This is a genomic window from Microbacterium sp. SW12, assembly GCF_055391095.1.
In genome coordinates, this window is sequence record NZ_AP024335.1 from 2,801,801 (window position 1) to 2,825,606 (window position 23,806).

Consider the following 23,806-nt stretch of genomic DNA (forward strand, 5'->3'; position numbering starts at 1 on the left):
CTATCGACCTACCTTCGGCGCCGGCTGGGAGCGCGTGGGAGCCCTCACGCGAACCGCGCCCGAGTCACCCGACCGCGCCGACCGCCGACGAGGCGGCAGACGAGATAGATCAAGAATGAGATGGTCGTGATGTAGGGGCTCACCGGCAGCGTGCCGGCGATGGCCAACAGGATGCCGCCCACTGCCGAGACGAATCCGAAGCCGGCCGCCAGCAGCGGAACGCTCCAGGGCCCGGATGCGATTCGCATGGCAGCAGCAGCGGGGGTCACGAGCAGGGCCATGACCAGGAGCGCGCCGATGATGTGGATCGCCACGGCGACGATCAGCCCGAGCAGCAGCATGAATCCGAGCGAGACCGCCGTGACCGGTACGCCGCGCGCTGCAGCGGATTGCGGGTCCAGGGAGTCGAAGCGCAACGGCCGCCAGATGAAGAGCAGTCCGAGCAGAACCAGGATGCTGATCGCGATCAACCACCCGAGCTGCGCGTTCTGCACCGAGACGATCTGACCCGTCAGCAGGCTGAACCGGTTGGCGCTGCGACCGCTGTAGAGCGAGAGGAACAGGATGCCGAGACCGAGGCCGAACGGCATGAGCACGCCGATGAACGAGTTACGGTCCCGCGCCCGCGCACCGAGCCATCCGATGAGCCCGGCGGCGATGAGCGAGCCCACGATCGACCCCGTCACGACATCCCAGCCGATGAGGAGCGCGAATGCGGCTCCCGCGAAGGAGAGTTCGCTGATGCCGTGGACGGCGAAAGCCATGTCGCGCTGCATCACGAAGACGCCGACGAGGCCGCCGACCAGGCCCAGCACTGCCCCCGCGATGACCGAGTTCGAGACCAGCGCGAGGATCGCGCCGTAGTCGGCCATCCCCCCGAACATCGCGTCGCCGATGTCAGACCAGTTCATGCGTGCACCCCACCGGGTTCGTCGCCGTCGTCGTGGTGATGGTGCGAGACCTCGGCATCCGGCGCGCCCACGACCACGAGGCGGTCGCCTGCCCGCAGCACAGCGACGGGAGCGCCGTAGAGGTCACTGAGAACGCTCGTCTGCAAGACCTCATCGGGCCTTCCGAGCGTGAAGCGCCCCCCGGCGATGTAGAGGATGCGGTCAACGACGTCGAGGACAGGGTTGATGTCGTGCGTGACGAAGAGAACCCCGGCGCCGCGCTGGCGGCGATGCCTGTCGATGAGCGCCACGATCGCCTGCTGGTTGGCCAGGTCGAGACTCGTGAGCGGCTCGTCGCACAACAGCAGGCCGGGGTCGTCGGCGATCGCCTGCCCGATGCGCAGCCGCTGCTGCTCGCCGCCGGAGAGTTCGCCCACGGGCCGGTCGGCGAACCCCTCGGCGCCGACGTCTGCCACCAGCACATCGACGCGTTCGCGATCGCGCCGGTTTGGAAGGCTGAAGCCGAACTTGTGGCCGGTGACACCGAGGGTCACGAGGTCGCGACCGCGCAATGCGGTTTCGGGCGGAAGGGGGCGCTGCTGGGGTACGTAGCCGATGTGCCGGTTGCCCCGGCGCTCGACCCGGCGACCGCTCGTCTCGATGATCCCAGCGCTCAGGTGCTCGAGGCCGAGGATGGCGCGCAGCAGCGTCGTCTTGCCGGAGCCGCTGGGTCCGAGAACCGCGATGAACTCGCCGGGTTCGACGTCGAGGTCGAGCCCGGCCCACAGTTCCCGCTCGCCACGGCGCAGCGCCGCTCCGCGGATGCGGAGCGGCGGCTGGGCGTCCGAGGTCGCGCTGGAGCTCACGCGTCGAGCGCGTCCGCGAGCTCCGCGATGTTCTGCTGCATCCACGAGATGTAAGTCTGGCCCTCCGGGAGGGTCTCCGTGAACTCCAGCACCGGGATTGACTGCGCAGTCGCGGCATCGATGACCTGCGTGGTCTCGGCGCCGCCGGTCTGTGCGTTGGCGATGACGACCTTGACGGAGCCGTCTTCGACGATGCCCAGCGCCTCGAGCAGAGTTGCGGGGGGCACGTCCTGCCCCTCCTCGACTGCCTCGCTGAACGCTTCGGGCGTCAGGTTCTCGAGCCCGGCTGCCACGATCAGGTAGACGGGCACGGGCTCGGTGACGAAGACTCCGGTGCCGGCGTGAGCTGCCGAGATCTCGTCGAGGGATGCCTCCAGCCCGGCGATCTGGTCGATGAAGGCTGCAGCGTTGGTCTCGAAGAGGTCGGCGTTGTCGGGGTCGAGCGTCGAGAGCTCCTCAGCGATGGCTTCGGCGAGGTGCTCCATGGTGTGAGGGTCGTACCAGACGTGCTCGTTGAATCCCTCGATGTGCGCGTGGTCGTGACCGTCCTCATCGGCGTGGTCGTGACCTTCCTCCCCAACTTCGCCCTCAGCGGGGTAGTCGTGGTTGAAGGTGGCAGCGGTGATGACGGGCGCCGTCGTGCCGCTGGCCTCGATCATGGCATCCATGAAGCCGTCGTATCCGCCGCCGTTCTCGATGATGAGATCGGCTTCCGAAACCGTGAGCTGGTCCTGGGCCGTCGGCTCGAACTCGTGCGGGTCCTGAGCCGACGACGTGATGATCGAGGTGACGGTGACGGCATCACCCCCGATCTCTTCGGCGATCTGACCGTAGACGTTGGTCGACGCGACGACGCCGATGGTTGCTTCGGCCGGGGAGGATGTCGCCGGCGTTCCACCCGTGCCGGCGCAGGCCGTGAGCGTGAGGGCGGATGCCGCGCCGAGCGCGAGCAGGGTGGAAAGTCGTCGGGTTGCCATGTCGACAATGATAACGGCGGTGAGAATCATTATCAAAACGGGCGGCCGGTACATTCCGGCATTCCCGAGCGCGACGGGTCAGTCGAGCAGCAGCGCGGGTTCCTCGAGGATCGACGCGACGTCGGCGATGAAGCGACTCATCCCATCGCCGTCGATGACGCGGTGGTCGAACGAGCCCGAGACGGTGGTGACGTAGCGCGGGCGCACCTCTCCGTCCACGACCCAGGGCTTCTGCCGGATCGTACCCATCGCGACGATGCCCGACTCTCCGGGGTTGATGATCGGGGTGCCGGCATCCATTCCGAACACCCCGATGTTGGTGATCGTGATGGTGCCGCCCTGCTGGTCGGCAGGCGTGGTCTTGCCCTCGCGCGCCGTGAGGGTGAGCTTTTCGAGAGCCCGCGCAAGCTCACGCATGTTGAGGTCCTGGGCGTCCTTGACGTTCGGAACCAGAAGCCCGCGGGGGGTAGCTGCGGCGATGCCCAGGTTGACGTAGTGCCGCACGCTGATCTGGGCGCCGCCGTCACCGTCGACCCACGCCGCGTTCACCATCGGCGTGCGGCGTACCGCCCAGATGACGGCGCGCGCCATGATCAGCAGCGGCGAGACCTTGACGTCGGCGAAGTCGGGGGATGCCTTGAGTCGCTTGACGAGCTCCATGGTGCGGGTCGCGTCGACATCCGTCCACACCGACACGTGCGGTGCCGAGTACGCCGACTGCACCATCGCGGTCGAGGTGGCCTTGCGCACACCCTTGACCGGGATCGACTCGACCCGGCCCGCCGCCTGCGCGAACGGCGAGGCGACGCCGTTGGGGGCGGGAGGCGCTGGTGCCGCTGCCGGTGTCACGGTGATGGTCTCTTCGCGCACTTCGGGCCAGTCGGGAGTCTCGATATTGCGGAAGACGCTTGCCTGCGACGCGTGCTTCACGACGTCCTCGCGGGTGACTTCGCCGGCCTCACCCGAGGGGGTCACGGCGGCAAGGTCCACACCGAGGTCGCGCGCGAGCTTGCGGATCGGCGGCTTCGCGATGACCCCGACGGATGCCGTCACCGGCCGCTCAGCGGGCTTGCGGCGACGCGAGGTGACAGCTCCACCCGTCCCGTATCCGACCAGCACCGCGCCGCCGCCCTCAGCACCACCTTCCGCTGTCTCAGATTGCGCGTCGCCGCCCCCGGGAGCGTCGGTCTGTGACAGCGGAGCGGATGCGGCGGGAGCGGTCTCGATCGTCACGATCGGGGTTCCGACGGCGATGGTCACGCCCTCCTCGACGAGCGTCTCGCCGACCGTGCCGGTGAACGGCGAGGGCAGTTCGACCAGGGACTTGGCGGTCTCGATCTCGACGAGCACGTCGTTGACCTGCACGGCGTCGCCGGGCGCGACCTTCCAGGTGACGATCTCGGCCTCGGTCAGGCCCTCCCCCACATCGGGGAGAACAAAGGTCTGCGTGCTCATGTCGGTCCTTTCGCGGTGCACGAACTCCTGCACCTCGGTGGTCTGTGCCTCAGTATCGCCGTGTCCGTGCCGACATTGCAGGAGTTAGCGCCATCGGGTGTCAGTAGGCGAGGGCGCGGTCGACGGCTTCGAGGATGCGGTCGGCATCCGGCAGGTAGGTGCCCTCGAGCTTGGCGGGCGGGAACGGCGTGTCGAACGCCGACACCCGCAGCACCGGCGCCTCGAGCGAGAAGAACGCGCGCTCGGTCACGGTAGCGGCGATCTCGCTGCCCAGGCTCGTGAAGCCCGGGGCCTCCTGTGCATAGACCATGCGGCCGGTGCGGCGCACGGAGTCGAGGATCGGACCGTAGTCGACCGGTGAGAGCGAACGCAGGTCGACGACCTCACAGCTCGTGCCCTCGGACTCGGCGAGAGCCGCTGCCTGCAGCAGTGTGCCGACCATGGCGCCGTGGCCGACAAGGGTGACGTCGGTGCCGCGGCGGACGATGCGGGAGGCGTGAAGTGGCAGGGCAGGGGCAGTCGTGTCCACCTCGCCCTTCTGCCAGTACGCGCTCTTGGGCTCAAGGAAAATCACTGGGTCGTTGGAGGCGATCGCCTCCTGGATCATCCAGTACGCGTCTCCCGCGGTGGCGGGGCTCACAACCCGCAGGCCCGGGGTGTGCGTGAAGTAGGCCTCGGGGCTCTCCTGGTGGTGCTCGATCGCGCCGATGTGCCCGCCGTAGGGGATGCGAATGACGACCGGCATCGACACTGCCCCCTCGAGGCGGTTGGTCATCTTCGCCAGCTGCGAGGTGATCTGATCGAACGCCGGGAACACGAACCCGTCGAACTGGATCTCGCACACCGGGCGGAACCCGGCCATGGCCAGCCCGATCGCGGTACCGACGATGCCGGACTCGGCAAGGGGCGTGTCGAGCACCCGCTGCTCGCCGAATTCTGCCTGCAGCCCCTCGGTCACCCGGAACACGCCGCCGAGACGACCGATGTCTTCACCCATGAGCAGGACGCGGTCGTTCGTTGCCAACGCCTGCCGCATACCGGCGTTGAGCGCGCGCCCCAAGGGCATGGGCCCGGATGCCGGAGCCGCGGCGGCCGCGGAAGCCTGGCCGGTGGAGGTCGAGACGGTGGTCATCGGGTGCCTCCCTCGAAGGATGCCTCGTACTCGGCGAGCCAGCGGCGCTGCTCGTCCATGAGCGGGTGCGGGTCACTGTAGACGTGAGCGAACATCGCGTCGCGCTCCAGTCCGCCGAGCTCATTCGTGCGCACGCGCAGATCATCGGCAGCGGCGGCGGCCTCGGCATCCACCTCGTCGAAGAGCGTGAAGGGGGCTCCGCGATGCTCGAGGAAGGCCCGCATCCGTGCGATCGGGTCGCGCTGCGCCCACAACTGCTCCTCGTCGGAGGTGCGGTACTTGGTCGGGTCGTCACTGGTGGTGTGGGCACCGACGCGGTAGGTCATCGCCTCGATCGCTCGGGGGCCCTCACCACTACGCGCCTCGTCGAGGGCACGCCGGGTGACGGCGTAACTGGCGAGTACGTCGTTGCCGTCGATGCGGATGCTCGGCATCCCGTACCCCTCGCCGCGACGCACGAGCGGCGTGCGGGACTGGGTCGCGACCGGCACCGAAATGGCCCACTGATTGTTCTGCAGGAAGAAGACTTCGGGCGTGCGGTAACTGGCAGCGAAGACCATTGCCTCGTGCACATCACCCTGGCTGGAGGCGCCGTCGCCGTAGTAGACGATGACGGCTTCGTCACGCTCTAGGTCGCCGGTGCCACAGCGTCCGTCGAAGACCAGGCCCATGCCGTAGCCCGTGGCGTGCAGCGTCTGGGCCCCGAGCACCAGCGTGTAGATGTGGGTGTTGCCGTTGGCCGGGTCTGTCGGGTCCCATCCGCCGTGCGAGAGTCCGCGCATGAGCTTGATGATCCCGATCGGATCCACGCCCCGGATTCGGGTGACGACGTGCTCGCGATAGGAGGGGAAGAGGTGATCCTGCGCGCGGGCGGCGCGGGCCGAACCGACCTGTGCTGCCTCCTGTCCGAGGCTCGGGGGCCAGAGTGCGAGCTGTCCCTGGCGCTGGAGGTTGGTTGCCTGCCGGTCGATCGCACGGATGACGACCATGTCGCGGTACAGCATCTCGAGGTCGGAGTCGGCGAGCGCGTTCACGAGCTCGAGGTACGGCTCGGCTGCCGGACTGGGCGCGAGGGAGCCGTCAGCGGCGAGGATGCGGACGAGCTCAGGTTCTTCTGGCTGGGTCACGGTCCCTACGCTACCCGCGTGCGGGGTGCCCTTCCGGGAGGTCCTCTACAACGGAACCCGCGATCCGTAGCACTCTGTCCACAGACTCATGCTCTCCGACGGATATGCGAACACCCTCTCCCGCGAAGGGCCGGACGACGATTCCGCCGTCATGGAAGGCGTCGGCCACAGCCAGCGTGTCGGGTCCGGTGGCAAGCCACACGAAGTTTCCCTGGGCCGCGGGGACGCGCCATCCCTGGTTCCGCAGGCCTGCCGCGAGCGCGTCGCGGCGCTTGGCGATCTCGGCTACCCGCTCGAGCAGTTCGTCGCGTGCGTCGAGGCTCGCCAGGGCCGCCTCTTCAGCGTGGGCGGTGACAGAGAGCGGGATGGCGGTGCTGCGCGCGGCATCCAATACCCGCGGGTGACCGATGCCGTAGCCGACGCGGAGTCCCGCGAGACCGTAAGCCTTGGAGAAGGTGCGCAGCACGACGACATTCGGATGCCCGGCCTGCAGCACCCGCACGCCGTCGACGGCATTCGGGGCCGTGACGAACTCCGCGTACGCCTCGTCGAGCACGATCAGCACGTCGCGGGGGACCCGGGCGACGAAGTCGTCGAACTCGGATTGCGTGACCACCGGACCGGTGGGGTTGTTGGGGCTGCACACCAGGATCGTGCGCGTGCGGTCGGTGACAGCATCCGCCATAGCGGCGAGATCGTGGCGCGCGTCGGCGGTGAGCGGCACACGCACGGATGCCGCGCCCGACACCTCGACCAGCGACGGGTAGGCCTCGAACGAGCGCCACGCGTAGATCACCTCGTCGCCGGGACCTGCGGTCGCCGAGATGAGTTGCGCGATGAGCGAGACGCTTCCGGCGCCGATGTGCACGGCCTCGGGGCTCACACCGTAGTCGGCGGCGATCCGATCCCGCAGCCGCGCAGCGCTCGCGTCGGGGTAGCGGTTGACCGCTGTTACCGCGCGCATCGCGTCGATCACGCCAGGGAGCGGGTCGTACGGGTTCTCGTTGCTCGAGAGCTTGAACGCGTCTGGAGCCGCCTGTCTGCCCTGCTTGTAGGGGGGCAGCGCCGCGATCGCGGGGCGTACGCGAACGGGGATCGGGTCGGGTTCGGTCACTCCATGAGTTTAGGACCGGGGCGGTTTCAGGACCGGCCCGAGTGCGCGACCGGGCTGTTACCTGTCTGCACCCTCGTGAAAGACTGCGGGCATGAGTTTCCTCGTCCGCATCGTCGTGAACGCGTTCTCGATCTGGATCGTCACCCTGATCCCTGCCCTCGGGGTCACTGTCATCCCGTTCGCACCGGGGGAGACGCTGCAGTTGGTGCTGACGCTGCTGCTGGTGGCGCTCATCTTCGCGCTTGTGAACACCATCATCGGCACGGTAATCAAGGTGCTCGCCTTCCCGATCTACATCCTGACGCTCGGGCTCATCTCGCTGGTGATCAACGGCTTCCTGCTGTGGCTGACCGCCTGGTTCACGCAGTGGTGGGACTGGGGTCTGCGAGTCGAGGACTTCTGGTGGGGTGTGGTCGCGGCCCTTCTGATCTCGATCATCAACTGGTTCATCGGGATCCTCCTCCGGCCCCGCCGCAACAACGACTGAGTCGGCCTCAGTTGCCGCCTCGATCGGCGGCGTATTCGGTGACGGTCACGCTCTCGGCCGACCCGAGGTCACGCCACAGTTCCCGCAGCGCCGCAGTGCGGGGGTCACTCGAGGCATCCACCATCGCCGCCGTCTCGGCGTACCGCTCGATGCCGTGCGCTGCCAGGGTCAGGTCTTGCACGCCGCCCGTCGGGTCGGCCACCCGCTCCGCAACGAAACTTCCCGGCGCGCCCACCGTCTCGGCGTGACCGCCGCCGGCGAGCCCCGCGACGGGATCGTCGGTGTGACGGATGCCGACGCTGAGCACGCTGTCGGGCACTGCTGCCTCGACGGGTGAGCCATAGGTGACGAGGGTCTGCACGTCGTAGGTGCCCTCCATCGCGAGAGCAGAAGCGAGCATCGCTCCCTGCGAGTGGCCGAAGACGTGGACCGGCTCGCCGGGAGCCACGCCTGCCTCGCGGAGGGCGAGTTCGACGGACTCGAGGGACGCCGATCTCTCACCCCCGTACAGCTCGAGGTTCGAGCGCATGTCGAACGGGTCGCCCGAACCGCCGGAGATGGTCTGTGTCCCGGCGATGTAGACGGCCGCCTGCGACCCACCGCCGGGCATCGCGTAACGCTCGACGCGCACCCGGGCCTCAGCGGCGCCGGGCACGCGGCGGGCGGCATCCGCCAAACCCGTCAACGGCCCCGATGCCAACGCTGATGAGGGGGTTGGGGCTACTGCGCGCACGGTAGTCGGCGCGGTAGGGGCTCCGGGCGGCGTGGCTGGAGGTGCCGTGGGCGGGTGCCGGGTCCCGCCGCGATGCCCGGGCACTGATGTCGAGGGCGCCGTGGCCGCGGCATCCGCCGCCGGAGCGCCCGGCGAGACCGGCGCCCGCGACATCCGGCCGAAACCCGCGAGCGCCACCCCGCCCCAGAGCACACCGGTGCCGACGGCCAGGGGAAGGGCCATCCCGGGAATCCACCACGTCGCAGCCGCAGCCTGGCGGGCCATCTCGATCGGACCGCCGCTGCGCCACCCGCGCACCGCGGTGTCGGCAGCGCGCGCGGCATCCGGGTACTCCTGCTCAAGCCCCGTCATCCGCGACTCGATCGCTCGCGCCGCATCGGCATCACCGGCGGCGGCCGCTGCCGCGTGCTGCGCCCGCAGTTCGATGAGCTCATACGCTGCAGCGAGCCCGTCGAGGGCTGCCGCGAGCGCCGCCGGCTGCTCCGCAGCCCGGTCAGCGCCGCTTGCGAGCCACCGCGCCTCGAGGTCAATGCCGAACCGGGTCGCGGTGGCTGCGGCATCCGTTGCCACCCAGCGCGCCCGGTCCGCGAATTCGCCCAGACGGATGCCGAACTCGCGCAACCGCGCGGCGACCGCTCGCAACTGCTCGGTGTCGACGGCGATCGCACCGCCGCTGCGGATCTCCAGATCGCTCACGCCCCAGCTCCGGCCAGACCGAAGCCGGGGTACCCGCCCGCGATGGACCACGGATGCGGCGCTCCGACGTCGGCGCGCAGATCGAGGGCGCGCTCTCGCAGGCCGCGCAGCGCGGCCACAAGCTCCGCCATCTCGGTCTGGAACTCGGCGACGGCCGGCGTCTCCCAGCCACTGACCCGCGCGATCGCCTCGGCGTCGGCAGCGAGGTCGTCAGCCCACGACGCGAGCGCCGCGAGCTGTGCCCGCACGGCACCGGCCGCCGGTGACGCACACAGCTCATCCATTCGTCCACGGTCGCTGACCCTCGGGGCGCGGGATGCGGCATCCGTCACGTATTGTCGACGGTTCGGCCCCCGGCGAAACCGGGGAGGAGGCGACGAACTGATGCGATCGCCGGGCAGGAGGGGTATGAATGAACGCATGACTGCGAACGCCGTCGAGCCGTTTCGCGTCGTCTTCGTCTGCACCGGCAACATCTGCCGGTCTCCCATGGCCGAGGTCGTGTTCCGCGCCCTGGCCGACAGTGCGGGCGTCGGCGACCGCGTGCCCTCCACCAGCGCCGGCACCGGAGACTGGCATGTCGGCGAGCGCGCCGACGAACGCACCATTGAGGCGCTGGCCCGGCGCGGCTACGACGGCGCGCGCCATCGCGCACGGCAGTTCGGCAGGGCCGATTTCGATCGCAGCGACCTGGTGCTTGCCCTCGATCGCAGCCATGAGCGGATCCTGCGCGGCTGGGCACACTCGGACGCGGATGCCGACAAGATCTCTCTGCTCATGTCGTTCGATGCCGGGGCCCCGACCCTCGATGTGCCCGACCCGTACTACGCCGACGAGGCGATGTTCGACGAGGTGCTCGGTATGATCGAGAACGCCAGCCGCGCACTCTTCCGCCAGCTGGAGCCGGCGCTTCGCCCCGCGCCCTGAGGCGATCATCGCCCGGCGCGACGGGAGCCCGGACCGCAGATCCGACAGGAGTACCGTGACCTCCCTGCCCCGTGAGCACGACGCCAGCTCGTTCGGCGATCAGCCGCTGAGTCCCCTCGACGGACGGTACCGCGCCGCGGTGGCACCCCTGAGCGACTATCTCTCGGAGGCCGGCCTCAACCGTGCCCGCGTCGAGGTCGAGGTCGAGTGGCTGATCGCCCTCACCGACCGTTCCCTGTTCGGCACAGCACCGCTCGAGGAGACGCAGAAGGAACGCCTTCGCGCGCTGTACCGCGGCTTCGGCGCCGACGAGATCGCGTGGCTCGCCGAGAAGGAGTCAGTGACCCGCCACGACGTGAAGGCCGTCGAGTACCTCGTTCGCGACCGGCTCAGCGAGCTCGGACTCGAGCAGATCGCCGAACTGACCCACTTCGCGTGCACGAGCGAGGACATCAACTCGGCCTCCTACGCACTCACGGTGCAGCGCGCCGTCGTCCAGGTCTGGCTGCCCCGACTCCGCGTCGTGATCGACCGGCTCGCCGCCCTCGCCCACGAGCACCGGGACGCTCCCATGCTCTCGCGCACCCATGGGCAGCCGGCGACCCCCACCACGATGGGCAAGGAGCTCGCCGTCTTCGTGTGGCGACTCGAGCGGGTCGAGCGGCAGATCGCGGCATCCGAGTTCCTCGCAAAGTTCTCGGGCGCCACCGGAACCTGGTCAGCCCACCTCGCCGCTGAGCCCGACACCGACTGGCCGGCCCTCTCGCGCGAGTTCATCGAGTCGCTCGGGATCGGGTTCAACGTCCTGACGACCCAGATCGAGTCGCACGACTGGCAGGTCGAGCTCTACGACCGGATCCGGCACGCGGGCGGCATCCTGCACAATCTCGCGACCGATGTCTGGACCTACATCTCGCTCGGGTACTTCTCGCAGATCCCGGTGGCCGGCGCGACCGGCTCGTCGACGATGCCGCACAAGATCAACCCGATCCGCTTCGAGAACGCCGAGGCGAACCTCGAGATCTCGGGTGGACTGCTGGCCACGCTGGCGCAAACACTCGTCACCTCGCGGCTGCAGCGGGACCTCACCGATTCCACGACGCAGCGCAATATCGGCGTCGCCCTGGGGCACTCGCTGCTCGCGCTCGACAACCTCGCCCGGGGACTCACCGAGATCTCGCTCGCGCAAGCCGCGCTGGATGCCGACCTCGAGGGTAACTGGGAGGTCCTGGCCGAGGCGATCCAGACCGTGGTGCGCGCTGAGATCGTGGCCGGACGCTCGCAGATCAGCGACCCCTACGCGCTGCTGAAGGACCTCACACGGGGGCGGCGCGTTGGCGTCGCCGAGCTCGCGGAGTTCGTGCGCGGTCTCGACATCGGGGATGCCGCGAAGGAGCGCCTGCTCGCCCTCACGCCCGCCTCGTATACGGGTCTCGCATCGGACCTCGTCTCCGAGATCGAGTGAGCCCCGGCTGAGCTTTAGGCGGTTGGTGCTGAGGAGCCGCCGGCCTCGCGGTCATCGGGCGCGGTCGCCGATGCCGCGTCGCCGTCGGGCTCGTCGTCCAGCAGCACGGGCCGATCAATGGTCTTGGTCACCTGCGCGGGGTCGATCGCCAGCAGCAGGAGTGCGAGCGCGACGAGGGTGACCACAAAGGTCACTCCCGCGACGATGAGCGCAACGACCAAAGCGTTCTGCACGTCTTCGGCGGGAATCTGCTGGAAGAACCCCATCGAGACGAGCGTCACGATTCCCGCGAAGAGGGCCGCAGCGAAGGCGAGCCCCAAGAGCTGGACGGGGCGCATGATCTCCCGGCGCGAGGGCTTGTCGGTCATGGCTTCCTCTCGGCCGTCGCTTCGGTGACCGCCGCCGCGGCCTCGGCATCCGTCTGGCGCGGCGAGAACGCAGCAATTCCGAGGTACACGGCGACGATCGCGGCGTAACCACCGAAAATGCCGACGGCGATGGTGATTCCGGTCAGGGTGAAAGTCTGTCCTGCTTCTTCGATCGTGTAGGTGAGGGCGTACTGCACCGGCACCGCGACGAGCCCCAGTCCGAGCAGGATGCCCAGGGCACCGACGAAGATCGCGTCGCGACTCTGCGAGCGCGGCAGGTGTGTCATCCGTCGCGCTCGGATACCCGCGACGAGTTCGACGATGCCGCTGAGCACAGCCCAAGCGATCACGGCGACGAAGAACATCGTGTCGGTTCGAAGGCCCGGCATCCCGGTTGCCATTCCGGCGAGGAGAGCGAGAATGCCGAGCAGCACCGCTGCCCACCGGTCGCCCTTCGGGAAGATCAGCCACACCGCGGCGAACCACACCAGACCCGTCGCGATCGCGAAGCCACTGAACACGGCGAGGCCGACGGCAGCGGAATGATCGGGGGAGAAGGTGATCATGACAGCCGCCAGCGCGGCGAAGAAGGCTCGCGCCAGCTGAAGATGCCTCACCTCGAGGGTGCGGAGGGGTGCAGCGCTGGTCACAACACTCAAGTCTATTCGTCGATGCGGGCCTTCTCGGCGGGCCTGAGCTTCGCGGTCACACCCGCGGCCCGCGCCGACGGCGGCGCAGAGTCACCAGAGGGGGTGGATCGCCTCTCGCAGGTGACGGTCATAAACGGCGTGAACTGCCGCGTCGAACGAGTCGAGGTCGAAGGAACCGGGTTCGAGCAGTGCCCCCGCAGCGGCGTTTGCTTCGGCCTGCTGGGGCGTTCGTGCGCCCGGGATCACAGAGGTGACACCCGGTTGCGCGGCGATCCAGGCCAGGCTCGCGGCCGGCAGCGAGACGCCGTCGGGCAGCGTTGTAGCCAGCTCGGATGCCGCGGCGATCCCGGCCTCGAAGTCGACGCCCGAGAAGGTCTCGCCACGATCGAAGGCCTCGCCGTGACGGTTGTACGAGCGGTGGTCATCGCTCGCGAACGTCGTGGCTGTCGTGTACTTGCCCGAGAGCAGGCCGGATGCCAGCGGCACCCGCGCGAAGATCGCGACCTCTGCCGCGGCGGCCGCCGGAAGCACCTCGTCGAGGGGCTTCAGGCGGAAGGGATTGACGATGATCTGCACGTTGGTCACGCCCGGGCGCGCAATGGCGGCGAGCGCTTGCTCGCACGTCTCCACCGAGACGCCGTACGCCCCGATGAGACCGTCTTCGACGAGCCGGTCAAGCGCATCGAAGAGGTCGTCGGCGGCAATGACCTCGGTCGGTGGGCAGTGCAGCTGCACCAGGTCGAGCGTTTCGACACCGAGGTTCTCGCGGGAACGCTCCGTCCAGCCCCGGAACGCTTCATCGGTGTAGTTCTCGCGCAACTGGTCGACGCGCCGGCCCATCTTCGTCGCGACCGTGATGCCGTGGTCGGGTCGCTCGGCGAGGAACCGTCCGATCAGCTTCTCCGACCTGCCGTCGCCGTACACATCCGCCGTGTCGAAGAGCGTCACGCCGGCATCGGCGGATGCCGCGAGCACGGCCAGCGCGTCGTTCTCGTCGACCGCTCCCCAGTCGGCGCCGAGCTGCCAGGTACCGAGGCCGATCGCTGAGACGAGACGGCCGGTTCTTCCGAGGGGTCGCTGCTGCATGCATCCATGCTGCCATCGACCGCCGACGCTCGGACCCTGAAGCAGCCTGCGGAAGGCTCTAGGGTATGGCCATGCCCGTCACCTACCACCGCGCCGCCGCCGCTGAGATCGCGCCCGAGACGCTGTACCGGATGCTGTGGCTTCGCCTTCGCGTGTTCGTTGTCGAGCAGCGCGCGGCCTACCCGGAGCTCGACGGCCGCGACATCGAGCCGGGCGCAGAGCTGATGTGGGCGAGCGACGGCGATGAGGTGCTGTCCACCCTGCGCATCCTCGAGGACCCGACCGAGATGCGCATCGGGCGGGTTGCCACTGACGCCGCAGCCCGCGGGCGCGGCATCGCGGCAGAGCTCATGCGTCGCGCCGTCGCTCGATGCGAGGAGCTGGCACCCGGGGTGCCGATCGTGCTCGACGCACAATCTCAGCTCGCTGACTGGTACGCGCGTTTCGGGTTCGCGGTATCGGGTCCGGCGTTCTCGGAGGACGACATCCCGCACGTACCGATGCGCCGCCCCGCGGGAGGCGGCTGACGCCCGTCGAACCCCCGCGAACAAGCCCGATCCCGCTGAGCCAGCCCGCACTGCCGGCTCGTTCGGCGCGTGCTGGCTCGTTTGGTATTGGTGGAGGATGCCGACCTCGCGATCTGAGGGCTCGACGCCTTAACCGGTCAGGCGCTCGCGCAGGAAGTCGACCAGGAGTTCGTTCGCGCGATGGGTCGGGTGGGCGGGGACGTCTGCCGAGGCATCCGTCAGTACCGAGTGCGCGTTCGCCGGGATGCCGTCGGGATTGCCCGGTGACGAATCGATCTCGAAGGCGCGCCATCCGTCGCCGAGCAGACGCTCGAATGCGGCAAAGCGCTCCGGTGGCACGCTGCGGTCCTGTGTGAATCGAAGCCCGAGCGCACACAGGCCGTCCGCGGCGCGACGGCTGACCGCCGCCTCCTCGATAACGCTCAGACCCGTCGCCGACTTACCTGCCCCGATCGGCGGCGGCATCGCCGGCTGCGAAAGCACCGGGGCCAGCACGCTCTCGTCAGCTGCTGCGGCGAGCGCGAATCCGCCCGAGAAGCACATCCCGATCACGCCCACACCGGGCCCGCCGCATTCGGCATGCAGTTGGCGGGCGAGTGCCCGCAGATAATGGGCGATCGGCCGGTCGGCGCGGCGCGCGAAGGCCGCGAACTCCCGCGAGACGCACATACGAAGCGCCGAGCCCGCGATGTATCCGCCGCTGATGGGACGCTCCGGCGTGCCGATCACCGACGGCATCGCGACCCGAAAACCGGCCGCAACCAGGCGCTCCCCGAGAGCGATCACCTCGGGGGTGGCTCCCGGTAACTCGGGGACCAGGATGACTCCCGGCCCGTCGCCCCGGTAGTAGACGTCGTGGCGTACCCCCTCGTGCTCGAAGGGGATCATCTGCCACTGCGCGAGAAGCTCGCTCACGCGCTCAGTCAATCACTCGTGGCGAAGAACTCGACGCCGGCGGCCCGGAAGTCGCGGGACCCTGGGGTGTTGAAGTGGTGCCGGTCGGGGATCTCGACGAACGTGCCGTTCGGAGTCGCCTCGGCAAGGCGCCGCGACCGCGGAAGAATCGCGTCTTCGCTGCCGGTCGCAAACAGCACGGGCTGTTGCGGAGGCCGGTCGGGGTCGGGGTCGCCGTCCTCACCGAAACGCATTCCCTCGGCGAGCGCGACGAGAGCTGTCAGATCGTTGCCCGGGACTCGCTCGGCCAGGGTCACGTAGTTGTTGGTGACCTTGTCGGTCACCGGAGTGCCGTCGGCGACATACGCCTTCGCCTGGTCGAGCTGGAGGCGTGCCAGCGGCGTGCCGTCGGGGATGCCGCCGAGAACTGCACGGCTCACCAGCTGCGGGCGGTCGACAGCGAGCTGCCATCCAACCCGAGCGCCGAGCGAATAGCCGAGGTAGCGCGCGGAGTCGATCAGGTACGTGTCGAGCACTGTTGCGAGGTCGTCGATGAACGCGGGCATCTCGTACGCGCGAGGATCGTGCGGCTTGTCGCTCGCACCGTGTCCGCGCTGATCCACGCCGAGAACGCGGAATCCGGCGCGAGTGAGGTCGCGGACCCAGCCGGTGTTCACCCAGTTGTCGCGGCAGCTCGACGAGAACCCGTGGACCGCGAGCACAGTCTCGGCGTCGGGATCGCCCCACGAGTACGTGGCGATGCGGTACCCCTCGCCCACCATGACGTACTGCGGGTCGGGCATTTCGGTCAGCGGGCGCGGTGCGGCATCCATGGGCCCATTCTTCCGCCGCCCGGGCACGGTGCGAGGCGGATGCCGAAAGTCACGGCGCGTCGAGTGCGTGTGCTGCCCGCTGAATCGCCGCGAGCGCTGCTCCGACCGACGGCACTGACCGGGCACTTCGCCGGGTGATCGCCGAGACCCGGCGCGGGGCGTGGTCGGCGAGGGGGTGGACCGTCACGTCCGGGTTCCGGCTCGCCCGCACGGCAAGGGAGGGAAGCACTGCCACTGCCATGCGCGTCGCGACCAGCGCCTGGACGACGACGTAGTCATCGGTGCTGTGACGGATGTCGGGAGTGAACCCTGCGGCCGAGGTCGAGGTCAGCAGGTGACGGCGGCAGCTGATGCATCCGGTAACCCACTGCTCGTCGGCAAGATCGTCGAGACGGATCTCTGCTCGGGCCGTCAGCGGATGCCCGGGGGGAAGGATGATCTGCAGCGGATCGACGGCCAGCGGCGTGCGGTCAGCGTCAACCGGCACCGACACGTGCCCATCGTCGTACTCGAAGACGATGGCGATATCGCACGCCCCCTCCTCGAGCGCGCGGAGGGCCTCGGGTGGTTCGAGCTGCTCCAGCCGCAGATCGATCCCCGGAAACCTCTCGGCCAGGTCGCTGACGGCACGCGCCGCGATCGTGGCGCTGGCCGACGGGAAGGATGCGATCCTCACGCGGCCCGCGCGCAGGTGAGCGTGGTCGGCGAGCTCGTGCTCGGCGTCATGCAGAGCTGCAGCGAGGGCGTCGGCGTGACGCAGCAGGGCGCGCCCGGCATCCGTCACGACCACCCCGCGGCCCTCCCGCGCAAGGAGGGGAACGCCGGCGACCGCTTCGAGGCGCCGGACGTGTTGGCTGACCGCCGGCTGCGTCCAGCCGAGCACCTGAGCAGCGCCGGTGAGTGATCCGGTGCGTCCGACCTCGCGGAAGATCAGGATGCTGCGGGGGTCGAGCGCCGGCAGGGCGCGCGGCGCATCCAGGTCGGCGTGCGTCTCGTGCGGTTCCATGTCACCCCATTCATTAGCAATGCTTTGGTTTCTTCATACAAGTATGCCGTTGTGCTGAAGTATCGCGCGGTGGTCTTGTTGAAGCATGAAAACCATCGGCCTGCTGGGCGGCATGAGCTGGGAATCCACCGCGGAGTACTACCGCATCGCGAACCAGACAGTGCGCGATCGGATGGGCGGGCTGCACTCCGCGAAGATCCTGCTCGACTCCGTCGACTTCGCCGAGATCGGTCTGATGCAACGCGAGGATCGGTGGGGCGATGCGGCCGACCTTCTCGCGACTCACGCGCGCGGGTTGCAGGATGCCGGCGCCGAGATGGTACTCATCTGCACCAACACGATGCATAAGGTCGCACCAGAGGTCTCTGCGGCGATCGATGTTCCGCTGCTGCACATCGCGGATGCCGCTGCGGCTGCGGTCCACACCGCCGGACTGTCTCGGGTCGGGCTCTTGGGCACGGCATTCACGATGGAGCAGCCCTTCTACCGGGAACGCCTGGCCGAACACGGCTTGGACGTCGTCATCCCCGGTGATAGGGACCGCGAACTCGTGCACCGCGTGATCTTCGACGAGCTCGCCATGGGCATTGTCAGCGACGAGTCCCGCGCCTCGTACCGCCGGATCATCGAGGGCCTGGTCGCCGATGGTGCTGAGGGAATCATCCTGGGCTGCACCGAGATCGAACTGCTCGTAACGGGGGAGGACTGCCCCGTCCCGGTGTTCCCGACCGCCCGCCTGCACATCGAGGCGGCGGTCGAGGCAGCCTTCGCGTGATCTACAGCCCGGGAGTGCGACGCGTTAGTCGGTGAGCTGCTGAATGCGGATAAGGTTGCCGGCGGGGTCGCGCACCGCGCAGTCCCGCACGCCGTAGTCCTGATCGATCGGCTCCTGCACGATCTCGGCACCGGCGGCCTCGAGAGCCGCGAAGGTTGCGTCGAGGTCGCGGGTTGCCAGGTTGATCCCGAAGTACGAGCCCTTCGCGATCAGCTCCAGCAGTGTCGTGCGCTCCTGGTCGGTCAGTCCGGGGGTAGCGGCCGGCGGATGCAGCACGATCGCGGTGTCGGGCTGGCCTGCCGGACCGACCGTGATCCAGCGCAGGTCCTCGTACCCGACATCCAGCCGCACCTCGTACCCGAGAACGTCGCGGTAGAAGGCGAGCGACTGCTCGGGCTCGAGATGAGGAAGAAAGCTCGAGTGAATAGTGGTCTGCATACCCGTCACGGTAGTGGCCGAATCCGGTGTGCGCTTCTCGATTCGTGACCGATAGGGGCGCCCGCGACCCACTGTCGCGTGTCGGCGGCGTGACTTACCCTTCGGGCATGGACCGTGACGAGCTCGAGCAGTGGCTGTTGGATTCCGACCCCACACTGCGGTGGCAGGTGCAGCGCGATCTGACGGGTGCGCCCGAAGAGGTGTGGCAGGCGACGCGGGCGAGCATGGCGCATGAAGGCGACGCCGCGCGGCTGCTCGCGCTGCAGGATGCCGATGGCCAGTGGGCTGGGGGCGCCTACTTTCCGGCGGGGTATACGGGCGAGGGACCAGGCCAGCCGTGGACCGCAACGACCTGGACCCTCACGACGCTTCGCGAGTGGGGACTGGATGCCGCAGCCCTGGCCGGGACGGCCGAGAAGCTGCGCGAGAACGCTCGGTGGGAGTACGACGATCTGCCGTATTGGGATGGCGAGACCGACGTGTGCATCAATGCCACAGGGAATCAGGCCCGCCGCGTCATGTTCGGCGAGCGCCCGATAAGCACTCGGCGGCATTCCGACGAGCTCGGTGAACCGGGTGCTGAAGGTGCCGAGGGACGCGCAACCCACCGCCAGCGACACCTCGGTGACGCTGAGATGTCCCCGTCGCAGCAGTGTCATGGCGCGCTCGATCCGGCGGGTCATGAGGTACGAGTACGGGCTCTCGCCGAAGGCCGCCTTGAGCTTTCGGCTCAGGTGCCCCGCTGACATGTGGGCGCCCCGGGCGAGTTCCTCGACATCCAGGGGCGCGGCGTACTCGCGGTCGATGCGGTCCCGGACGCGGCGCAGGAGCGCGAGATCGCGAAGATCGTCGGGAGTCGGAGGCATGGTGCCCCGAGTCTCACACGATGTGGCGCGCGCTGTCGACGCTGGTGCGGCAGGATCGAGGGCATGGCCACGGCTCTCACCCACGACGGGCAGCGCTTCGTCTCGGACTACCACCTCGCAACACTGTCGACGCTCGCGCCCTCCGGGCTCCTCCACGTCGTCGCGGTCGGATTCAGCTTCGCAGACGGTCTGGTGCGGATCATCACGATGGACGGTAGCCAGAAGGTGCGCAACATCGAACGGGATGGTCGCGCTACCGTCGCGCAGATCGCGGGCCCTCAGTGGCTGAGCATTGCGGGGCACGCGACGGTGTCGCGCGATCCGGATGCCGTCGCGCGCGCCGTGGAACTCTATGCGGCGCGGTACCGGCAGCCGCAGCCCAATCCGCGCCGGGTGGCGATCGAGCTGCGGCCCGAGAAGATCATGGGTTCCGCGGGACTCGTGGCACCGTAGCGTCGTAGTACTGAGCCCGGAGGACAGTCATGGCACGAACGCCGCAGCATGATGTGGTCGTTGTCGGTGCCGGGCTGGCAGGACTTCGGGCAGCGATCACGCTCGGACACGCCGGACGCGACGTTGTCGTTCTCGAGGCTGCAGACACCGTCGGTGGCCGGCAGCGCACTGACGCCGTCGACGGCTTTCTGCTTGATCGCGGGTTCCAAGTGCTCAATCCCGCCTATCCCGCGGTGCGGCGCTGGGTGGACATTCAGGCGCTACGCCTGAAGCCGTTCCCCGTCGGGGTGCAGGTGCGGCGCGAGCGCGGCCTCGCGACGCTGGCAGATCCGGGCCGGCATCCGTCGATTCTCGCCGCGACACTTCGCAGTGGTCTTCTCGCGCCACGGGACGTTGCCGGACTGGTGCGTTGGGCCGCAACGGCGCTCAGCGCTCCCCGGCGCGTGATCCGCCAAGCCGCCGCCGGCCGCGATCTGCCGGTGCATGAGGCGTGGGATCGTGCCGGACTGACCGGCCCGCTGAGAACCGCGGTGCTCGAGCCGTTCCTTTCCGGCGTCATCGCTGACGGGAGCTTCGAGACCTCCGACGCCTTCGTTCGGCTGCTGATTCGCATGTTCGCGCTGGGCCGCCCGGGCCTGCCCGAGCGCGGCATCCAGGCCCTTCCCGAACAGCTCGCCGCCTACGCCCGGACGCTCGGCGCCGAAATCGCCGTGCAGCGTCGCGTGACCGCCCTCCGTGAGACTGCCGCGGGCGTCGAGGTCGCTGTTGCCGGGGCAGACCCGGTGAGCGCTGACGCGGTGATCGTCGCCGTCGGACCGGAGGCGGCATCAGGACTCGCGCCGATTCCCGTGCCGAGGACCCGCGGCCTGCAGACGTGGTGGTTCGCGACGGATGCCGCGCCGTCGGCATCCGGCATGATCGCGGTGGACGGCACGCGCGCCGGACCGGTCGTGAACACGGCGGTGATGTCGCACGCCGTGCCCTCGTATGCGCCGAAGGGCATGCACCTCGTCCAGGCGACCTGCCTGCTGCCGCCGGCGACACACCGAGGTTCCTTCGATTCTCCGACCGAGGCGCAGGTACGGCGGCACGCCTCTCAGATCTGGGGTACGGATGCCACTGACTGGCGCTTGTTGCGACGCGATGACATCCCGCACGCGCTGCCGGCGCAGTCAGTGCCGCTGCGAACCGTCACGCGCGCGCGACTCTCGGAACGCGTCTACATCGCGGGCGATCACCGCGACACCGCGTCGATTCAGGGCGCGCTGGTTTCCGGCGACCGGGTTGCCCGCGCTCTTATCGCCGGGGCGCCCAGCTGAAAGACGCCGCCAGCGCGCTACGGCGCGGGCGGTGGCGCGAAGTGGCGCGAGCGCGCGATGTCGCGAGCAGCGTCGGTGCGCAGGAAGGCGAGGATTGCGGCCGCGCCCTCCGGCTCCGACGACGTCGCGGCAATCGCACCCGAGAACACGGTGTCGATCGCGCAGTCCTGGGGCAAAACGCCCAGCACACTGACACCCGGGCTGCCGACGAGCTCGCTCAGCTGCTGAAAGCCGAGATCGACGTCGCCATCGGCGAGAAGGCGCGCGACAGGGATGCCGGGCCTCGCCTGGACCAGCCGATCACCGACTTCCGCGCTCAAGCCCCAGTCCTCAATCATCGACACCAGCGCTGTACCGCTCGGCCCCGTGGAGTAGCCGATCTTCCTCGCCTCCCGAATCGCCTCCCGCACAGCGGCGGCATCCGGGAATGCGGGATCGGAGACCGCGGTCGCCGGAGCGTCAGTGCCCGACGGAGCGCCCACTGCCACCTGCGACAGCACGAGGGGCGCCACGGATGCCGCCACGACGTGCCCGTCGGCGGCGAGCTTCGCTAGCGCACCGTCGGCAAGGAAGACGAGGTCGAACTCTTCGCCGGCGGCGACCCGGTCAGCCGCGTCGACTCCACCGACCGACTCGATCTCGACGTGCCCGAGCCCGGCATCGTCGGCGGCCGCCATGAGGTCGGCAAGCAGCAGCCGCGTCGCCATCGACGAAATGGCCTTCACGCGGCATCCTCGAATGTCTCGGTGTCGACCTCGACAGCGTTGTTCGCCGGGTAGCGCGGACCCGACACGGTTTCAGTGCCGATGAGCCCGCCGGCGCGCTGCAGAATGTCGGGCGTGACCTCGAGCTGCGCAGCGGCGATGATCTCGCGCAGGTGGTCGATGTTCGTTGTCCCGGGAATCGGCACGACATGCTCACCTCGAGACGACAGCCACGCGAGCGCGAGCTGGGCCGGGCTGACCCCTGCCTCAGCAGCGAGGGCGCGCCATGCCGGCAGCAGCGCTGCATTGGCTTCCCAGTGCGGCGACTGGAACCGCGGCATCCCGCGGCGGATGTCTTTGGCCACGAGCTCCTCGGGGTTGTGGACGGCATCGGCGAGGAACCCCCGCGCGACCGGCGAGAACGCCACGAGTGCGATGCCGTCGGCCTTCGTCGCCTCGAGCATGCCCAGCTCCGCATTCCGGCTCCACAGGGAGTATTCGTTCTGCACCGCGGCGATGGGCGCGACCTGCTGCGCTTCCCGAAGTCGGGCCACCGAGACCTCCGAGAGTCCGATCGCACCGATCTTGCCGGCATCAACGGCTTCGGCGAGCGCCGCGACGCTATCGGCGATCGGCACCGACTTGTCCCAGCGGTGCAGGTAGTAGAGGTCGATGTGGTCGACGTCCAGTCGGCGAAGCGACGCATCCACCTGCGCCCGCAGCGTCTCAGGGCGACCATCGATGACGCGTGAACCGTCGACGATCGCCATCCCACCCTTGCTGGCAAGGATGATCTCGTCCCGTCGGCCCGCAATGGCCTTCCCGACGAGTTCTTCGTTGCGGCCGCCCCCGTACAGGGTCGCGGTGTCGAAGAACGTGACGCCTTCATCGAGCGCGGTCTGCAACAACCGCAGGCCCTCCTCGGGCTGCGGCGCCACCCCGTACGCGTGACTGAGTGACATGCATCCGAGCCCGTACCGGGGCAGGTTCATGCGAGCTGCTCCTCCAGCATCCCGAGAACGCGGTAGCAGTCGAAGACCTGCCGCACCGACGAGTTGGGTTCGCGTCCCTCGCGGATCGCAGCCACGAACTCGCGGTCCTGCAGTTCGATGCCGTTCATGCTGACCGCGACCTGCGACACGTCGATCGGCTCTTCCTTGCCGTTCACGAGGTCGTCGTAGCGGGCGATGTAGGTGCCGGTGTCGCCGATGTAGCGGAAGAACGTGCCGAACGGTCCCTCGTTGTTGAACGAGAGCGAGAGGGTGCAGATCGCGCCGGTCTCAGCTTTGAGCTGGATCGACATGTCCATCGCGATCCCGAGCTCCGGGTGGATGGGACCCTGAATCGCATTGGCCTGGACGATGCGCCCCGCCTGGTAGGCGAACAGGTCGACGGTGTGGGCGGCGTGGTGCCACAGCAGGTGGTCGGTCCACGACCGCGGCTCGCCCTTCGCGTTCGTGTTGGTGCGACGGAAGAAGTAGGTCTGCACATCCATCTGCTGGATGTGGAACTGGTCGCTCTGGATGCGCTGGTGGATCCACTGGTGCGACGGATTGAACCGGCGGGTGTGTCCCACCATGGTGACGCGATCGGATGCCTCGGCGGCGGCGAGGGTGGCTTCGGCATCCGCAAGTGAATCGGCCAGCGGAATCTCGACCTGCACGTGCTTACCTGCGGCGAGCGCTGCCTGCGTCTGCGACGCGTGCATCCCGGTGGGGGTGGCGAGGATGACGGCATCCACGTCATCGCGCTCGAGGACGGCGTCGTAACCGACGACGGCGTTCGCAACCCCGTACTTTTCGGCGACGGCCTGCGTGGCCTCGGGCTTGGTGCCGCTGACGACCGTCACCTCTGCGTCGGGGATGTTGGCCAGGCCGTCGAGGTGCTTCATGCCGAAGGCGCCTGCCGCGCCGACAACGGCGATTCGGACCTTGTCACTGCTCATTCGGTGTCCTCCTTCGAACGTGGTGCGCTCCGTGGGGATCGCGCGATCGATCCCCACGGAGCGGGTCTATGGT

General features: G+C 68.8%; 26 protein-coding genes and 2 pseudogenes. 8 read left to right on the top strand and 20 right to left on the bottom strand.

Annotated features, from left to right (window positions below):
- Positions 1–44: 44 nt before the first annotated feature.
- The 7 genes from MICSW_RS14155 to MICSW_RS14185 all read right to left on the bottom strand — a co-directional run bounded on the left by MICSW_RS14155 (position 45) and on the right by MICSW_RS14185 (position 7,561).
- Positions 45–911 (bottom strand): metal ABC transporter permease, encoded by an 867-nt coding sequence (locus tag MICSW_RS14155; protein WP_292732265.1) that lies wholly within the window; start codon positions 909–911, stop codon positions 45–47.
- On the bottom strand, positions 908–1,756 hold the full coding sequence (locus MICSW_RS14160; RefSeq protein ID WP_464496333.1) for a metal ABC transporter ATP-binding protein: 849 nt from the start codon (positions 1,754–1,756) through the stop codon (positions 908–910). The genes MICSW_RS14155 and MICSW_RS14160 overlap by 4 nt, the downstream gene beginning before the upstream one ends.
- Positions 1,753–2,733, bottom strand: coding sequence for a metal ABC transporter solute-binding protein, Zn/Mn family (locus MICSW_RS14165; RefSeq protein WP_464496334.1), 981 nt, complete (start codon positions 2,731–2,733; stop codon positions 1,753–1,755). Before MICSW_RS14165 ends, MICSW_RS14160 begins: the two co-directional genes overlap by 4 nt.
- 78 nt (positions 2,734–2,811) lie before the next feature.
- Entirely contained in the window at positions 2,812–4,188 is a 1,377-nt protein-coding gene (locus tag MICSW_RS14170) for a dihydrolipoamide acetyltransferase family protein (protein WP_341578175.1), read from the bottom strand.
- 100 nt (positions 4,189–4,288) lie between these two features.
- A complete protein-coding gene (locus MICSW_RS14175) occupies positions 4,289–5,254 on the bottom strand; it encodes an alpha-ketoacid dehydrogenase subunit beta (RefSeq protein ID WP_228179512.1) in 966 nt (321 codons plus the stop codon).
- A 62-nt stretch (positions 5,255–5,316) separates the two neighbouring features.
- Positions 5,317–6,447 (bottom strand): thiamine pyrophosphate-dependent enzyme, encoded by a 1,131-nt coding sequence (locus tag MICSW_RS14180; RefSeq protein ID WP_464496335.1) that lies wholly within the window; start codon positions 6,445–6,447, stop codon positions 5,317–5,319.
- Between the two features lie 10 nt (positions 6,448–6,457).
- Positions 6,458–7,561: a histidinol-phosphate transaminase gene (locus tag MICSW_RS14185; RefSeq protein ID WP_464496336.1), complete on the bottom strand. Its 1,104-nt coding sequence runs from the start codon at positions 7,559–7,561 to the stop codon at positions 6,458–6,460.
- 91 nt (positions 7,562–7,652) lie between these two features.
- Here MICSW_RS14185 and MICSW_RS14190 point away from each other — a divergent pair, with 91 nt between their 5' ends.
- Entirely contained in the window at positions 7,653–8,048 is a 396-nt protein-coding gene (locus MICSW_RS14190; RefSeq protein ID WP_292726798.1) for a phage holin family protein, read from the top strand.
- 7 nt (positions 8,049–8,055) lie between these two features.
- Here MICSW_RS14190 and MICSW_RS14195 read toward each other — a convergent pair whose 3' ends face one another.
- On the bottom strand, positions 8,056–9,477 hold the full coding sequence (locus tag MICSW_RS14195; RefSeq protein ID WP_464496337.1) for an alpha/beta hydrolase: 1,422 nt from the start codon (positions 9,475–9,477) through the stop codon (positions 8,056–8,058).
- Positions 9,474–9,761 carry a hypothetical protein gene (locus MICSW_RS14200; RefSeq protein ID WP_228179485.1) on the bottom strand — a complete coding sequence of 96 codons (288 nt, stop codon included), beginning with the start codon at positions 9,759–9,761 and terminating at the stop codon, positions 9,474–9,476. The genes MICSW_RS14195 and MICSW_RS14200 overlap by 4 nt, the downstream gene beginning before the upstream one ends.
- Before the next feature lie 136 nt (positions 9,762–9,897).
- Here MICSW_RS14200 and MICSW_RS14205 point away from each other — a divergent pair, with 136 nt between their 5' ends.
- Positions 9,898–10,404: a low molecular weight protein-tyrosine-phosphatase gene (locus MICSW_RS14205; RefSeq protein ID WP_464496338.1), complete on the top strand. Its 507-nt coding sequence runs from the start codon at positions 9,898–9,900 to the stop codon at positions 10,402–10,404.
- Between the two features lie 55 nt (positions 10,405–10,459).
- Positions 10,460–11,869, top strand: a complete 1,410-nt coding sequence (purB, locus tag MICSW_RS14210; protein ID WP_292726801.1) for an adenylosuccinate lyase — start codon at positions 10,460–10,462, stop codon at positions 11,867–11,869.
- Positions 11,870–11,883: 14 nt separating this feature from the next.
- On the opposite strand, the gene MICSW_RS14215 is transcribed toward purB, so the two are convergent.
- From MICSW_RS14215 to MICSW_RS14225, 3 genes are all read right to left on the bottom strand, one after another.
- Entirely contained in the window at positions 11,884–12,237 is a 354-nt protein-coding gene (locus MICSW_RS14215) for an amino acid transporter (RefSeq protein WP_228179482.1), read from the bottom strand.
- Entirely contained in the window at positions 12,234–12,887 is a 654-nt protein-coding gene (locus MICSW_RS14220) for an acyl-CoA synthetase (RefSeq protein WP_228179481.1), read from the bottom strand. Before MICSW_RS14220 ends, MICSW_RS14215 begins: the two co-directional genes overlap by 4 nt.
- A gap of 90 nt (positions 12,888–12,977) precedes the next feature.
- Positions 12,978–13,973: an aldo/keto reductase gene (locus tag MICSW_RS14225; protein ID WP_464496339.1), complete on the bottom strand. Its 996-nt coding sequence runs from the start codon at positions 13,971–13,973 to the stop codon at positions 12,978–12,980.
- 71 nt (positions 13,974–14,044) lie between these two features.
- Here MICSW_RS14225 and MICSW_RS14230 point away from each other — a divergent pair, with 71 nt between their 5' ends.
- Positions 14,045–14,500: a GNAT family N-acetyltransferase gene (locus MICSW_RS14230; RefSeq protein ID WP_464496340.1), complete on the top strand. Its 456-nt coding sequence runs from the start codon at positions 14,045–14,047 to the stop codon at positions 14,498–14,500.
- A gap of 129 nt (positions 14,501–14,629) precedes the next feature.
- Here MICSW_RS14230 and MICSW_RS14235 read toward each other — a convergent pair whose 3' ends face one another.
- Genes MICSW_RS14235 through MICSW_RS14245 form a run of 3 tightly spaced genes read right to left on the bottom strand, consistent with a single transcriptional unit; the run spans position 14,630 to position 17,233 of the window.
- On the bottom strand, positions 14,630–15,415 hold the full coding sequence (locus MICSW_RS14235; RefSeq protein ID WP_292726804.1) for a dienelactone hydrolase family protein: 786 nt from the start codon (positions 15,413–15,415) through the stop codon (positions 14,630–14,632).
- An 8-nt stretch (positions 15,416–15,423) separates the two neighbouring features.
- Positions 15,424–16,227: an alpha/beta fold hydrolase gene (locus tag MICSW_RS14240; RefSeq protein ID WP_228179398.1), complete on the bottom strand. Its 804-nt coding sequence runs from the start codon at positions 16,225–16,227 to the stop codon at positions 15,424–15,426.
- Positions 16,228–16,276: 49 nt separating this feature from the next.
- On the bottom strand, positions 16,277–17,233 hold the full coding sequence (locus MICSW_RS14245; RefSeq protein WP_292732299.1) for a LysR family transcriptional regulator: 957 nt from the start codon (positions 17,231–17,233) through the stop codon (positions 16,277–16,279).
- Between the two features lie 85 nt (positions 17,234–17,318).
- Between MICSW_RS14245 and MICSW_RS14250 the strand changes: the two genes are divergently transcribed.
- Positions 17,319–18,008, top strand: a complete 690-nt coding sequence (locus tag MICSW_RS14250) for an aspartate/glutamate racemase family protein (protein WP_292732301.1) — start codon at positions 17,319–17,321, stop codon at positions 18,006–18,008.
- A gap of 24 nt (positions 18,009–18,032) precedes the next feature.
- Here MICSW_RS14250 and MICSW_RS14255 read toward each other — a convergent pair whose 3' ends face one another.
- Positions 18,033–18,446, bottom strand: coding sequence for a VOC family protein (locus MICSW_RS14255; protein WP_228179401.1), 414 nt, complete (start codon positions 18,444–18,446; stop codon positions 18,033–18,035).
- A gap of 107 nt (positions 18,447–18,553) precedes the next feature.
- Here MICSW_RS14255 and MICSW_RS14260 point away from each other — a divergent pair.
- Positions 18,554–18,940: pseudogene (locus MICSW_RS14260) on the top strand (squalene cyclase); the annotation flags it as partial.
- Here MICSW_RS14260 and MICSW_RS14265 read toward each other — a convergent pair.
- Positions 18,941–19,312 (bottom strand): annotated as a pseudogene (locus MICSW_RS14265) (helix-turn-helix transcriptional regulator); the annotation flags it as partial.
- A gap of 63 nt (positions 19,313–19,375) precedes the next feature.
- Here MICSW_RS14265 and MICSW_RS14270 point away from each other — a divergent pair.
- Positions 19,376–19,765 (top strand): TIGR03618 family F420-dependent PPOX class oxidoreductase, encoded by a 390-nt coding sequence (locus tag MICSW_RS14270; RefSeq protein ID WP_228179403.1) that lies wholly within the window; start codon positions 19,376–19,378, stop codon positions 19,763–19,765.
- Positions 19,766–19,794: 29 nt separating this feature from the next.
- The gene (locus tag MICSW_RS14275) at positions 19,795–21,084 is read left to right on the top strand and encodes an NAD(P)/FAD-dependent oxidoreductase (protein WP_464496341.1); all 1,290 of its coding nucleotides are present in this window, start codon (positions 19,795–19,797) and stop codon (positions 21,082–21,084) included.
- Between the two features lie 17 nt (positions 21,085–21,101).
- Here the strand turns inward: MICSW_RS14275 and MICSW_RS14280 are convergent, their stop codons facing one another.
- Genes MICSW_RS14280 through MICSW_RS14290 form a run of 3 tightly spaced genes read right to left on the bottom strand, consistent with a single transcriptional unit; the run spans position 21,102 to position 23,733 of the window.
- The gene (locus tag MICSW_RS14280; RefSeq protein WP_292799373.1) at positions 21,102–21,809 is read right to left on the bottom strand and encodes a substrate-binding domain-containing protein; all 708 of its coding nucleotides are present in this window, start codon (positions 21,807–21,809) and stop codon (positions 21,102–21,104) included.
- Positions 21,806–22,780, bottom strand: a complete 975-nt coding sequence (locus MICSW_RS14285) for an aldo/keto reductase (protein ID WP_464496342.1) — start codon at positions 22,778–22,780, stop codon at positions 21,806–21,808. The genes MICSW_RS14280 and MICSW_RS14285 overlap by 4 nt, the downstream gene beginning before the upstream one ends.
- Positions 22,777–23,733, bottom strand: coding sequence for a Gfo/Idh/MocA family oxidoreductase (locus tag MICSW_RS14290; protein WP_228179407.1), 957 nt, complete (start codon positions 23,731–23,733; stop codon positions 22,777–22,779). The genes MICSW_RS14285 and MICSW_RS14290 overlap by 4 nt, the downstream gene beginning before the upstream one ends.
- Positions 23,734–23,806: the final 73 nt, after the last annotated feature.

What these genes read in the sequence shown, in the direction of transcription:
- MICSW_RS14170 (WP_341578175.1), bottom strand. Translation starts at nt 4,188, where the DNA reads ATGAGCACGCAGACCTTTGTTCTCCCCGATGTGGGGGAGGGCCTGACC.
- MICSW_RS14285 (WP_464496342.1), bottom strand. Translation starts at nt 22,780, where the DNA reads ATGAACCTGCCCCGGTACGGGCTCGGATGCATGTCACTCAGTCACGCG.
- MICSW_RS14240 (WP_228179398.1), bottom strand. Translation starts at nt 16,227, where the DNA reads ATGGATGCCGCACCGCGCCCGCTGACCGAAATGCCCGACCCGCAGTAC.
- MICSW_RS14165 (WP_464496334.1), bottom strand. Translation starts at nt 2,733, where the DNA reads ATGGCAACCCGACGACTTTCCACCCTGCTCGCGCTCGGCGCGGCATCC.
- MICSW_RS14275 (WP_464496341.1), top strand. Translation starts at nt 19,795, where the DNA reads ATGGCACGAACGCCGCAGCATGATGTGGTCGTTGTCGGTGCCGGGCTG.
- MICSW_RS14155 (WP_292732265.1), bottom strand. Translation starts at nt 911, where the DNA reads ATGAACTGGTCTGACATCGGCGACGCGATGTTCGGGGGGATGGCCGAC.
- MICSW_RS14215 (WP_228179482.1), bottom strand. Translation starts at nt 12,237, where the DNA reads ATGACCGACAAGCCCTCGCGCCGGGAGATCATGCGCCCCGTCCAGCTC.
- MICSW_RS14270 (WP_228179403.1), top strand. Translation starts at nt 19,376, where the DNA reads ATGGCCACGGCTCTCACCCACGACGGGCAGCGCTTCGTCTCGGACTAC.
- MICSW_RS14205 (WP_464496338.1), top strand. Translation starts at nt 9,898, where the DNA reads ATGACTGCGAACGCCGTCGAGCCGTTTCGCGTCGTCTTCGTCTGCACC.
- MICSW_RS14190 (WP_292726798.1), top strand. Translation starts at nt 7,653, where the DNA reads ATGAGTTTCCTCGTCCGCATCGTCGTGAACGCGTTCTCGATCTGGATC.
- MICSW_RS14255 (WP_228179401.1), bottom strand. Translation starts at nt 18,446, where the DNA reads ATGCAGACCACTATTCACTCGAGCTTTCTTCCTCATCTCGAGCCCGAG.
- MICSW_RS14225 (WP_464496339.1), bottom strand. Translation starts at nt 13,973, where the DNA reads ATGCAGCAGCGACCCCTCGGAAGAACCGGCCGTCTCGTCTCAGCGATC.
- MICSW_RS14290 (WP_228179407.1), bottom strand. Translation starts at nt 23,733, where the DNA reads ATGAGCAGTGACAAGGTCCGAATCGCCGTTGTCGGCGCGGCAGGCGCC.
- MICSW_RS14230 (WP_464496340.1), top strand. Translation starts at nt 14,045, where the DNA reads ATGCCCGTCACCTACCACCGCGCCGCCGCCGCTGAGATCGCGCCCGAG.
- MICSW_RS14200 (WP_228179485.1), bottom strand. Translation starts at nt 9,761, where the DNA reads ATGGATGAGCTGTGTGCGTCACCGGCGGCCGGTGCCGTGCGGGCACAG.
- MICSW_RS14250 (WP_292732301.1), top strand. Translation starts at nt 17,319, where the DNA reads ATGAAAACCATCGGCCTGCTGGGCGGCATGAGCTGGGAATCCACCGCG.
- MICSW_RS14175 (WP_228179512.1), bottom strand. Translation starts at nt 5,254, where the DNA reads ATGCCCTTGGGGCGCGCGCTCAACGCCGGTATGCGGCAGGCGTTGGCA.
- MICSW_RS14245 (WP_292732299.1), bottom strand. Translation starts at nt 17,233, where the DNA reads ATGGAACCGCACGAGACGCACGCCGACCTGGATGCGCCGCGCGCCCTG.